The 11,982-nt window shown below is 75.2% G+C and carries 9 protein-coding genes and 1 pseudogene; 7 read left to right on the top strand and 3 right to left on the bottom strand.

What is annotated here, in order from left to right; genetic code table 11:
- Positions 1–33: 33 nt before the first annotated feature.
- Positions 34–999: a zinc-binding dehydrogenase gene (locus V7E46_RS02025; RefSeq protein ID WP_333766779.1), complete on the top strand. Its 966-nt coding sequence runs from the start codon at positions 34–36 to the stop codon at positions 997–999.
- A 6-nt stretch (positions 1,000–1,005) separates the two neighbouring features.
- Here the strand turns inward: V7E46_RS02025 and V7E46_RS02020 are convergent, their stop codons facing one another.
- The 3 genes from V7E46_RS02020 to V7E46_RS02010 all read right to left on the bottom strand — a co-directional run bounded on the left by V7E46_RS02020 (position 1,006) and on the right by V7E46_RS02010 (position 3,171).
- The gene (locus V7E46_RS02020) at positions 1,006–1,977 is read right to left on the bottom strand and encodes a PadR family transcriptional regulator (RefSeq protein ID WP_333766778.1); all 972 of its coding nucleotides are present in this window, start codon (positions 1,975–1,977) and stop codon (positions 1,006–1,008) included.
- A gap of 1 nt (position 1,978) precedes the next feature.
- Complete coding sequence (locus V7E46_RS02015; protein WP_333766777.1) at positions 1,979–2,812, bottom strand: DUF4097 family beta strand repeat-containing protein; 834 nt, start codon at positions 2,810–2,812, stop codon at positions 1,979–1,981.
- A gap of 185 nt (positions 2,813–2,997) precedes the next feature.
- Positions 2,998–3,171: a DUF6104 family protein gene (locus tag V7E46_RS02010; protein ID WP_329174844.1), complete on the bottom strand. Its 174-nt coding sequence runs from the start codon at positions 3,169–3,171 to the stop codon at positions 2,998–3,000.
- Positions 3,172–3,389: 218 nt separating this feature from the next.
- On the opposite strand from V7E46_RS02010, the gene V7E46_RS02005 reads away from it, so the two are divergent.
- From V7E46_RS02005 to V7E46_RS01980, 6 genes and pseudogenes are all read left to right on the top strand, one after another.
- Entirely contained in the window at positions 3,390–5,384 is a 1,995-nt protein-coding gene (locus V7E46_RS02005; RefSeq protein ID WP_333766776.1) for a VMAP-C domain-containing protein, read from the top strand.
- A gap of 22 nt (positions 5,385–5,406) precedes the next feature.
- A complete protein-coding gene (locus V7E46_RS02000) occupies positions 5,407–6,429 on the top strand; it encodes an AAA family ATPase (RefSeq protein ID WP_329174842.1) in 1,023 nt (340 codons plus the stop codon).
- 7 nt (positions 6,430–6,436) lie between these two features.
- Complete coding sequence (locus V7E46_RS01995) at positions 6,437–9,766, top strand: SAV_2336 N-terminal domain-related protein (RefSeq protein ID WP_333766775.1); 3,330 nt, start codon at positions 6,437–6,439, stop codon at positions 9,764–9,766.
- Between the two features lie 31 nt (positions 9,767–9,797).
- Complete coding sequence (gene fxsA / locus V7E46_RS01990; RefSeq protein ID WP_329174838.1) at positions 9,798–9,989, top strand: FxSxx-COOH cyclophane-containing RiPP peptide; 192 nt, start codon at positions 9,798–9,800, stop codon at positions 9,987–9,989.
- A gap of 372 nt (positions 9,990–10,361) precedes the next feature.
- Positions 10,362–11,543, top strand: coding sequence for an FxsB family cyclophane-forming radical SAM/SPASM peptide maturase (locus V7E46_RS01985; RefSeq protein ID WP_333766774.1), 1,182 nt, complete (start codon positions 10,362–10,364; stop codon positions 11,541–11,543).
- A pseudogene (locus V7E46_RS01980) lies at positions 11,540–11,982 on the top strand (aKG-HExxH-type peptide beta-hydroxylase); the annotation flags it as partial. The gene V7E46_RS01985 and the pseudogene V7E46_RS01980, both read left to right, overlap by 4 nt.

The following is an 11,982-nucleotide window of genomic DNA, read 5'->3' as shown; positions in this document are numbered from 1 at the left end:
CGGCGGCGGGCGCCGATGCGTTAGCGTCGGGGGATGTTCGCCGTATACGCCGCACGTGTCGACGCAGAGCAGCCGCTGAGCGGGTTGGAGCTGGGCGAGCGCCCGGAGCCCGGCACGCGGGAGGGCTGGAGCACGATCACGGTGAAGGCCGCGTCGCTCAACCACCACGACCTGTGGTCGCTGCGCGGGGTCGGGCTCGGGCAGGAGAATCTGCCGATGATCCTCGGCTGCGACGCGGCCGGGGTGGACGAGGACGGCAACGAGGTGGTGCTGCACTCGGTGATCGGGCAGACCGGCCACGGGGTGGGCCCCGACGAGCGCCGGTCGCTGCTCACCGAGCGGTATCAGGGCACCCTGGCCGAGCGGGTCAGCGTGCCGGCCTGGAACGTGCTGCCCAAGCCGGCCGCGCTGAGCTTCGAGGAGGCGGCCTGCCTGCCGACGGCCTGGCTGACCGCGTACCGCATGCTCTTCACCCAGGCCGGTGTACGCCCCGGGGACGCGGTCCTGGTGCAGGGCGCGGGCGGCGGGGTCGCCACCGCCGCGATCGTGCTGGCCAAGGCGGCGGGCCTGCGGGTCTACGCCACCAGCCGGGACGCGGGCAAGCGGCAGCGGGCGCTGGAGCTGGGGGCGCACGCGGTCGTGGAGCCCGGCGGGCGGCTGCCGGAGCGGGTCGACGCGGTCATCGAGACGGTCGGCGCCGCGACCTGGTCGCACTCGGTCAAGTCGCTGCGCCCCGGCGGCACCCTGGTCATCTCCGGCGCCACCAGCGGCGTGGACCCGGCCGCCACCGGGCTGAACCGGATCTTCTTCCTCGAACTGCGGGTCATCGGCTCGACGATGGGCACCAAGGACGAGCTGGAGGACCTGCTCGGCTTCTGCGCGGCCACCGGCGTACGGCCGGTCATCGACACGGTCCTGCCGATGGACCGGGCGCGCGAGGGCTTCGAACAGCTGGAGCGCGGCGAGGTGTTCGGCAAGATCGTGCTCACCAGCGGCTGACCGCGCTCACGGCCGGCCGCCGGCGCGCAGCGTGGCGGTGATGGACGCCGCCGCCGCCGACAGATGGCGCCGGACCTCGCGCAACTGGGCGTCGTCCACGCCGAGGTCACGGGCCGCGTCGCGCACGTCGTCACGGAAGCGGTCGAGCAGCCGCTCCAGGTCGCGCACCGGGTCGGCGGACGGCGGGCCGTCGTCCGCACCCGCCGCCTCGTCCTTGGCCGGATACGGCGGCTGCGCCCACGAGGTGGTCGGGACGTCCATCGGCCCAGGACCCGGCGCGCCCGCGCCAGGAGGGCCGGCGGCGGCACCGAACTGGCCCAGCTCCCTGGTCAGTTCCGCCAGGCCGTCACGGAGCCCGGCCTGCCAGTCGCCGCCGCGCGAATGCGCCTGGACCTGGTCCTGCACCTGCCGGGCGATCCGCTGCACCTCGTCCCTGGCGCTGTCCATCGCGTCCCGCGCGGCCTTCGCCTGCCGGCGCGCGGCCCGCGCCTCCTCCTTGGCCCTGCGGCTCTCCTCCTTGGCGCGCTGGGCCTGCTCCTTCCACTCCTGCCTGGCGTCCTTGTACGCCCGCCCGTCGTCCGGCCGGGCCGCCCGTGCCTGCTGGGCCGCGGCCCGCACCTCCCGGCGCAGGTCGCCGGCCGCGCCGCGCACGTCCTCGCGGATCTCGGCGGCCAGCGTGGACACCGACTCGCGGATCTCCGCTTCGAGCCCGGCGATCTCGCCGGCCCGGGAGGCCAGTTCGGCGCGGCCCTCCTCGGTGAGGGCGTAGATCTTGCGGCCGCCCTCGGTGGAGTGGGTGACCAGGCCCTCCTTCTCCAGCTTCGCCAGCCGGGGGTAGACCGTGCCGGCCGAGGGCGCGTACAGCCCCTGGAAACGCTCCTCCAGCAGCCGGATCACCTCGTAGCCGTGCCGCGGCGACTCGTCCAGCAGCTTGAGCAGATACAGCCGCAGCCGGCCGTGCGCGAAGACGGGCGCCATGTCAGATGTCCTTCCGGAAGGACGGCGCGTCCTCCAGCGGAGGCCTGCGCAGCAGGGCGATCGCGCCCGAGACGGTGGTGGCCTTGAGCTTGGCGCCCCCCGAGCCCAACCGGCCGCTGATGCGCTTGACCCCCCACAGGCCGGTCACCCGCAACTCCTCGAAGGCGCAGGACACATGGCCGCTGGTGGTGTTCGCGTCGACGTCGGCGTCGCCCTGCTCCGGGATGCGGATGGCGATTTCGCCCGACACGGTGGTCAGCTGGATCTGCGCGCCGGCCGACGGGTCCAGGTCCAGCACCATGCTGCCGCTGACCGAGTCCGCCCTGACCTCGGAGCCGCTGCCCTCCACGACGGTGAGGTCACCGGACACGGTGTTGACCCGCAGGTCGCCGGACACGGACTGCGCCTCGACATTGCCCCCGACCGTGTTGGCCTTCACCGGCCCGGTCAGGCCGACGAGCGTGGTGTCGCCGTTCACGCCCTGGACGACGGTGGAGCCGCTGATCCCGGAGATCACCGCGCCCGCGCCGATCACGCCGACCTCCACGGAGGTGCCTTGCGGCACGGCGAGGGAGATCACCGCGCGGCGGCGCCAGCCGTGCCGGTCGTGCCACTTGAGCAGGCCCTTCCAGCTCAGGTCGTCGTACGCGACGGTCAGCGTCGCGCCGCGCCGCTCGATCTTGAGCGGCGGGCCGTCGATCTCGGTGACCTCCAGCCGGGCAGGCCCCTCGTCCACGCCGACCACATTGACGGCGCCGCCGACGATGCGGACACAGAGCGTGTCTACGGTGTCCTCGAACTCGAACTTCCCGGGTTCTGTGACAGTCCGGTCCATCGTGCCCCTCCTTGACCGCCGGGCTTGACGCAACATATCGCGTCCCTCCGCAACACGATATATCGCGTCCGCGGGAAGTCAAGCAATCCCCCCTGCCGGGGTGAGGGTGTCGCAGTCGCCCGCGCCGCCGTCGTGGTCGCGCGGGATACGGCGCGCCCGGCGGGGCGGGTGGGGCATCCGGGGACCTATTCGTCCTCGTCCAGGCGGGCGAGCCACGTGGCGAACCGCTCGACGGGAATCTCGAACTCGGGATTGAGGTCGACGAACTCGCGGAGCCGGTCCGCGAGCCACTCGACCGTGACCTCCTCCTCTCCGCGCCGGTCTGCCAGCTCCTCGATGCCGCGGTCGGTGAAGTACAAGATCTGCTCCTGAAACAGGGGTGGGACAGTCGCCGGACGGGGAAGAACAGCGAAGGACGGGGACGGACCGGACAAGGATAGGAGTTGCCCGAAGGGCCTCGCGCGGGCACCGCCAGGCACTAGCCTTTCGGGAGTGATCGGCCAGTGGGGGGTGGCATGGACGCGCTGACCGCTGCTACGGGTGCGACACGTGCGAGGAACGGCATGGGGGGAGCGGGGTGACACCGCGGAGCGATGAGCTCGACCCCATCGACCCGGCCGAGACCCTCGTCCCGCTGGTCCGTGAGGCGACCGTCCGTATCCATGGTGCGAAGCCCGGCCACCCGCTCTTCGGCAGCGGCTTCTTCGTCGCGCCGAACTGGGTGCTGACCTGCGCCCATGTGGCATGCCGGAGCGCGGACCAGGCGGAGGAGGCGGCGGGCGTGGGGCAGCCGGCGGCGCGCGAGGTCACGGTCGGCTGGGGCGGTCGCATGCTCAACGGCGTCGTCGAGTGGGCCGAGCCCGCCGGCCACGACGGCGGCAGCTGGCCAGCACCCGACCTCGCGCTGATCCGGCTGCTCGACCCGGTGGACCACCCGTGCGTATGGCTGACCGAGCGCACCACCAAGGCGTACACCACCAACCAGGTGGCCTTCTTCGGCTACACCCCCGGCACCGACGAGGTGGAGTCGTACAACGGCAGGTGCACCATCAGCGGCCAGGTCGGCACCACCGGCGTGCTCAAGCTCGGCAATGAGGACGAGATGCCGCACGGCGTGTCCGGCGGGCCCGTGGTGGACCTGGTGCGCGGCGAGGTCATCGGGGTGCTCAAGGCCCGCAGGCAGGGCAAGGACGGCGGCCTCGCGGTCGGCATCCAGCAATTACGCAGGCTGCCCGCCGACCAGGGCGACCCGGCGTCCGACCTCTACCACCGGGTGATGGCCGCGCACGACCTGCACCACGCCGATCGGCACGCCTTCGTCCGCAACGACGGCGGCACCTGGACCGACGCGCACATCGAGATCGGCGCCTGCGCGGGCCGCGCCCTCACCCCGGGCCAGCGCACCTGGCTGCTCGGGCTGCTGGCCCAGCTGCCGCCGCCGGCCGACGCGCGCAGCCTCCAGGACATCGTCGGCGCGGTCCGCGGCGGCCCCGTCCAGGGCCTGCCGGTCGCCCCCCGCGCCTGGCGCGACGGCCTCGGACTGCTCTACGACCTGCGGCGCGGCACCACGGAACTGGAGGCGGTGCTGCGGTACGCCGTGCACGCCGCCACCGCCGACCGGGTCGGCGCCACCGACGAGTCGGCGGAACGCGCCCTGTGGGGCTGGGCCCAGCAGACCGCGGGCGCCGCCGACACGCTCAGCCGGCTGTTCCGCCGCACCCTGGTGGACGAGCGCAAGAGCCGGCTGCGGGTCAGGGGCATGGCCGTCCTGGACCTGCTGCCCGCGCTGCGGCACGGCCCCGAGGCCCTGGTGGAGATCTTCCCGCGCGGCTGGGAGCCCGGCCACTACGACTGGCGGGTCAGCGCGGTGCCGGAGAGCGGCGAGGTGGACTGCGTCGAGGAGGAGTTCGGCGGTACGGACCTTGAGGCGCTGGCCGGCCGGCTGCGTGAACCGCTGCGCGAGGCCTTCCGCCGCTGCGACGCCTCCGGCGTCCCCGCTGTCATCCAGCTGGCCGTCCCCGGCGCCCTGGTGGGCCGCTTCGCCGACATCCGGCTGCTCGGCATCGGCGCCGACCGCCCGGTGGTGATCCGCCGCACCGACATGCCCGCGGAGGAGCGGCCGGAGGCCGACGAGCGCGCCGCCCGCTGGCGCGCCCTGCACGAGCAGCCGCTCCGCCCCGACATCCTCGACTGCGATGAGGGCGTCCCCAGCCCGCTGCCCGACGAGAGCGACCTGCGCGCCCGCCCCCGCGACACGCTTCCGGTGCTCTGCCGCAGCGCCGCCACCGTGCCCGAGTCGCTGCACCGGATCGTCCGCAGCGGCTACAGCGTCGCCCTGTGGCGGCGGCAGCCGCTCGCCCAGGAGTCCATGTGCGGGGACTTCCACCGCGGCATGGTCCGCGAGGTGCGGTCCGCGAGGTCGGCGGGCCGGCTGCCGCGGGTACTGGCGGAGCTGCGGGCCGGGGCCGACGACGGGGTGCCGGAGAAGTTCTGGTCCGCCGATCTGATGATCTTCTACCACGATCCGACCCGGCCGCTGCCCGGGACCGACGAGCCGTTGGAGACACCGTGACGAGGGATTGCGAGGTATCGAGGTGAGTGAGACGACCGAGACCGGCCCGTCGGGCGACTGGCTCATCTACCGCGGTACGGGCGAGCCCCACACCCGGATAGACGGACTCCCCGAGCCCCCGCCCTGGCGGGACTTCGACGGCGGCCCGCTGGTCGCGGCCGGTCCGGGCCCCGACAGCTCGTCGGCCCGCAGACTCGGCGCGTACCGGCACATGGCCGAGATGCACCGGCCCAGCCCCGAGGAGCTGGAGATGGTCAACGCGGCGCTGTACCTGCGCCGCCCGCTGCTGGTCACCGGCAGCCCCGGCACGGGCAAGAGCACCCTCGCGCACGCCGTCGCGTACGAACTGGGCCTGGGCCGCGTGCTGCACTGGCCGATCGTCAGCCGCAGCGCCTTGCAGGACGGCCTCTACCGCTACGACGCCATCGCCCGGTTGCAGGACACCCAGATCGCCGCCAACACGGGCACCGCCCCGCCCGGCGGCATCGGCAGCTACATCCGGCTCGGCCCGCTCGGCACCGCGCTGCTGCCCACCGCCAAACCGCGGGTGCTGCTGATCGACGAACTGGACAAGAGCGATATCGACCTGCCCAACGACCTGCTGAACGTGATGGAGGAGGGCGAGTACGGCATCCCCGAACTCGAACGCCTCTCCGAACGCGAGCCGCAGGTCGACGTCCTCACCGACGACGGCGCCAAGGTCACCATCAGCGAGGGCCGGGTCCGCTGCCGCGCCTTCCCCTTCGTGATCCTCACCAGCAACGGCGAGCGGGACTTCCCCGCGCCGCTGCTGCGCCGCTGTATCCACCTGGAGCTGGACCGCCCCGACCACCAGCGGCTGTCCACCGTCGTACGCGCCCACCTCGGCGAGGAGGCGGCCACCGTGGGCGAGGACCTGGTGACCCGATTCCTGGACCGCTCCCGCAGCGAACTGCTGGCCACCGACCAGCTGCTGAACGCGATCTACCTCACCCACCACGCGGCGCCGCCCACCCGCTCCCGGCTCGCGGACATGCTCATCCAGCGGCTCGACCGGCCCAGGTGAGGCAGCAGTGGACGCCGAGCCGAACCCGAGAGCCCAGCAGCCGCAACCACTCGCGCGGGACGCCACCGGCGAACCGCCCCCGCCCGACCCGCTGGCCGAACTCGTCGGCAGGCTGACCCGGGCCGGCCTCGAACCCGGCACCGGCGAACTGGCCGACGCGCTCTGGCTGGCCCGCTGGTCGGCGCCGACCGAGCCGGCCCCGGTCCCGGCCGGCCGGCCGCGGGACCCCGCCCACGACGGCGCGGGCGGCTCGGGCGGCGCGCCCGGCGACCTGCCGCAGGTCCCGGCCGACGGCACCGACGGGGGCGGCAGGCGGCTGGTCCCGCCCGAGCGGGACGACGCCGGCATGGTCGACCTCTACCCCGGCGTGGCCGAACCCGGCCGCAGCCACGCGGGACCCGGCGGCCCCACGGTGGCCGTCCCGGAGGCCACCGCGCTGCCCCGGCTGCTGGAACTCCAGTCGGCGCTGCGGCCGTTGCAGCGCTACCGCAGCCCCGCCCGGCCGCTGCGGGTGACCCTGGACGAATCCGCCACCGCCGACCGCACCGCCCGGGCCGGCGGACTGCTGCTGCCGGTCTTCCGCCCGGTCAGGCGCGGCAACGCCTCCATGCAGCTGCTGATGGACGCCTCCTCCTCGATGTACGTCTGGGAGCGGATGCTGCGCGAACTCGGCGGTGTCTTCGAACGCCTCGGCGCCTTCCGCGAGGTGCTGGTCCGGCATCTGCACGCCACCCCGGAGGGCGCCCCCGCCGTCAGCGGCCGCTTCGACCCCGAGCCGTCCGCGCTGCGCTCCGCCGACCAGCTCGGCGACCCCACAGGACGCCGGATCACCCTGCTGGTCAGCGACTGCGCCGGGCCGCTGTGGCGCTCGGGCCAGGCGCACCGGCTGCTGCACCGGCTCGCCGGACACGGCCCGGTGGCCGTGCTCCAGCCGCTGCCCGCCCGCCTGTGGTCGCGCACCCGGCTGCCGGTCTCCTACGGGGTGCTGCACCGGGCCGAAGGCCCGCTGCCCGCCGCGCCGCTGCGCTTCTCGGCCGGCGCCGGCGGCTTCACCTCACCGCCCGCGGGCGACGCGCTGCCGGTGCCCGTACTCCCGCCCACCGCCCAGGCGCTGGGCGCGTGGGCGCGGCTGCTGGCCGGCACCGGCGCCGGCGAGGTGGCGGCTGCCGTCGGCTGGGTGCGCTCCGACCAGCCCGTGAGCCCGGCCAGGCCGCGCGGCGCGAGCCTGCCGCCCGCCATCCTGGTCGGCCGCTTCCGCTCCGCCGCCTCCCCGGCCGCCGCCCAGCTCGCCGTCTACCTGTCCGCGGCCCCGCTCTTCCTGCCCGTCATGCAGCTCGTCCAGCGCACCATGCTGCCCGACTCAGGACCCGCTGAGCTGGCCGAAGTGCTGCTCAGCGGACTCGTCGTACGCGCCGAGGACGACGACCACCGGTGGTACGAGTTCGCCCCCGGCATCCGCGACGTACTGCTCGGGCCGCTCGGCCTGGACGAGGCCCGCCTGGTGCTCAAGCACTGCTCCGAATACGTCGAGCAGCGCTTCGGCCGCAGCGGCCCCAACTTCCCCGCCCTGGCCATCACCCAGCTCACCGACGGGCCGAGCGACGCCGTCTCCGACGCCGCGGTCGCCTCCGCCGCCCGGGACACCGCCCGCGCCGAAGGCGCCGCCGTCGGCGTCGACTCCCAGCAGCCCTTCGCCGAGGTCGCCGCCCGCGTCCTGGAACGCTTCGTGCCGCTGGCCGGCAGCCGCAGCCTGGGTGCCCTGCCGGTCGCCGGGACGAGCGGCACCTCCGGTGTCGTCCTGCGGGCCAGGGAGCTCGTCGCGAAATTCCGCGACGAGGGCATGGTGCAGAACCTGATGGAAGCCGTGCAGATGCTGCGCAGGGCCGCCGCCGAGGAGTTCCGGCTCGGCACCGACCCGGAGCTGTGGAGCGAACTGGCCGAACAGCTGATCCGGTTGTGGCGGCTGCGCGGCGGCCCGGGACTGCTGCGCGAGGCCCAGGACGCCGCGGAGACCGCCGCCGCCCACCCCGGCTCGATCAAGGCCCGCGCGGTCAGGGCCGCGGTGCTGCGTGCCTCCGCCGACGACCGGGCCGCCGTCGGCGACACCCGGGCCGCGCTCGAACTGCTGCGCCGCGCCGACCGCGAACTGACCGCCGTCTGCGCGTCCCCCGGGCTCGGCCGCCGCGAAGTGCTCGCCGCCACCCTGGAGCGCGTCCAGGTGCTGGAGGACCAGTGGCTGATCAGCGGTGACGCCGTACTCCTCGAAGAGACCGTCGGCATGCTCGAAGCCTTCGCGGACTCCTGGCCGCCCTCGGACGACCGCCCCAGCGAACTCGCCCTCGCCCACGGCCGCGCCCTGCTCCGGCTGGCCGGCGCCGCCCTCGACCGGGAACGCGAACAGGTCTGCGCGGAGCACGCCGCCGCGTCCTTCGAGGCCGGCCTCGACGCACTGCAACGCGAGGACGCCGCGCCCGAAGAACTCGTCGCCGCCATCCTCGCCCTCGTCGACGCCCTGGTGACGGCCGGCGGCCGGCTGCCCGCCGCACAGCAGCTGGTCGACCGCGCGCTCGGCGAGACCCGGGACCGCCTGCTGCGGGCCGCGATCCTCGCCAGGGCCGGCCGGATCAGGGTCGCCCGGCACACCGAGGGCGGCCCGCCGGGCGAACTCGAGGCAGCCGCCGGGCGGTTCGCGGAAGCCTGCCGGCTCACCCCGCGCGACCGCCCTGAATACAGCGACCTCGTCGCCGAGTGGGGCGCCGCCCTGCTCGACCGGGCCGCGCTCCCCGGCGGCGAACTCTTCGTCAACCGGGCCGTTCTGGTCCTGCGCGACTGCCGCATGGAGACCGCCGCGGACGACCTGCGGCTGCCCGCGCGGCTGCTGATGCTCGGCCGGGCACTCGTGCTGCGCTACACCGCGGAAGGGGACCTGGTCGACCTGCGCGAGGCCGAGCACGTACTGAGCCGGGCCGTGCAGCCCGCGATCGACCCGAGCCAGCGGGCCAGGATCAACTTCGAGCTGGGCGAGGTGCACCGGCTCGGATACGTGCACACGCGGCGCGCGGAACGCCTCGACCTCGCGGCCGACGCCTACCGGCGCGCGGCCGAGGCCGCCGGCGCGGCAGCCGCGGCCCGCCCCTCGCAGTCGCGCCCCATGGTGTGGCTCGCCGCACAGGCGCATCATTGGCGTGGCGTGGTGTACGAATTCGCCCGCCGCACCAGGGCCGCGGCCGACGCGTACCGCGCCGCGCTGGCCGGCTGGCGGCAACTCCCGGACGAGGGCGGCGACTTCGGCCGCCAGACCGTTGAGCGCCTGGCCGCGCTCAACCGGGACGTCTGAATACGGCGCGTATGGAACACGGAGGTCCGTGATGGAAGAAGAGCCCGCGCGGGGCGGGGTGGAGGGTGCGGACGGGGCGTCCGCACCCGACATCCTCGGACTCGACCTTGAAGCGCTGCGGACGGTTGAGCATCCGGTGCTGGCCGCGTTGGTCAGCGACCTTCGCGACCGCGTTGCCGCGCCGGGCGGCGAAGCGCTCTGGGGCTTCGACAACTCGATGTAGTCCCGGCCCCGGCCCCGGGGCGAGTGCCGCTTGTGCTGCGCGCTTGCCCGCGGCTCCGGGGTGTGCCACTTGCGGTGGCGTCGCTCCTTTCCCCGGCGGGGGCTGGTCGCGCAGTTCCCCGCGCCCCTGAGGGGGGTGCCACTTGCGGTGGCGATTCGCCTGCGGCTGCACCGCGGCTGGGCGCGCAGTCCCCCGAGCCCCTGCAGGGACGTGCTCTGCCGCAGCGGGCGACCGCGCGACCAGCCACCACCGGGCCGCGGCCGGGCGGGGAGATGGGTTACGGCCAAAACGCCGGCCGGGCGTTTGCGGTGGGTTACCCGGCGGGAACAACCGCGGGGGCCACCGGGGCGGCCCTGAGCACGGGGAGGCGACGTGACCCACCACCAACCCGCGGCGCGACCCGCAGAACCGATCCGCCAGTTCATCATCAAGGCGCACAGCCGGTGCAACCTCGCCTGCACGTACTGCTACCTCTACGCCGCCCAGGACCAGGGCTGGCGCCACCGCCCCCGGGCGGTGGCCCCCCGCGTCGCCGAGCGCACGGCGCACCGCATCGCCGAGCACGCCGCCACCCACCGGCTGCGCGACGTCGCCGTCGTCCTGCACGGCGGCGAACCGCTGCTGGCCGGAGCCGACCGGCTCGCCGCCGACGTCGAGCGGCTGCGGCGCACCGTGCCGGCCAGGGTCCACGCGAGCGTGCAGACCAACGCCACCCTGCTCACCCCGGACCGCGTCGCCCGTCTGCGTGACGCGCGTATACGCGTCGGCGTCAGCCTCGACGGCGGCCGTCCCGCGCACAACGCGGCCCGGGTTGACCTTGCGGGCCGCCCCGGGTGGCCCGCCGCCGCGGCCGGGCTGCGGCTGCTCGCGGCGACCGCGCCCGAGGCGTACGCGGGAGTGCTGTGCGTGGTGGACCTGCGGCACGACCCGGTCGAGGTCTACGACTCGCTGCTGGCCTTCGCGCCGCCCGCGATCGACCTGCTGCTGCCGCACGGCAACTGGACGACGCCGCCGCCGGGGCTGCCCGCGCCGGCCGCGGACCCGGCGCCGTACGGCCGCTGGCTGACCGCCGTCTTCGACCGCTGGTGGCGGGCGGACCGCCGGGAGACCAGGGTGCGGCTGTTCGAGGAGTGCGTCGCGCTGCTGCTCGGTGTGCCCGCGGCCACCGAACGTCTCGGCCTCCAGCCGTTCACCGCGGCCGTCGTCGAGACCGACGGCAGCATCGAGCAGGTCGACTCGCTGAAATCCGCGTACGAGGGCGCCGCCGCCACCGGCATGGACGTCTTCCGCAACAGCTTCGACGACGTGCTCGCCCACCCCGGGGTCGCCGCCCGCCAGGCGGGCCTGGCCGCGCTCGGCGCCGCATGCCGTGCCTGCCCGCTGGTCACCGTCTGCGGCGGCGGCCACTACGCCCACCGCTATCTGGCCGGCAGCGGCTTCCGCAACCGCTCGGTGTACTGCGCCGACCTGGCGTTCCTGATCCGGCACATCGGGTCCCGGCTCGCGTCGGCGGCCGGCGCCGGCGGCCACCCGCCCCGGGAGGTGGTCCGGTGACCGTGCCCGACGACGTGCTCCGCGCCCTCGGCGGCAGCGGCGGCGACGCCGACGCCCTGGACCTGCTGGTCGCTCAGCAGCGCCGCCGCCGGCTGCTCACGCTGCGCGCGCTGCTCGACGCCGTCGCCGAGGCGCCGCCCGGCGCGCTGCCGCCCGCCGCGGCGGCCCGGGTGCTGGCGGACTGGCGGCTGCTGGCCGCGGCGGAGCGCGCCGACCCGGCCGCCGCCCGCCGCGTCGTCCACTACCCGATGACCGGCGCCTGGGCCGAACGCGCCCTGCGCGCGCTGGGCGCGCCCGGCCCGCCGCGGCGGCCCGCCGCCGCCCTGGCCTACCTCGGCGCCCTCGCGGCGGCGGCGGCAGCCCGCGCGGGCCTGCGCTTCACCGCCGACGTCCCGGTCCACGACGGCCTGCTGACCCTCCCCACCCTCGGCGCCTGCAC

The organism is Streptomyces sp. IBSBF 2435 (genome assembly GCF_036815005.1).
Taxonomy (GTDB): domain Bacteria; phylum Actinomycetota; class Actinomycetes; order Streptomycetales; family Streptomycetaceae; genus Actinacidiphila.
Note: the sequence above shows the minus strand (reverse complement) of the source record. Positions and strands in the feature narration are given on the sequence as shown.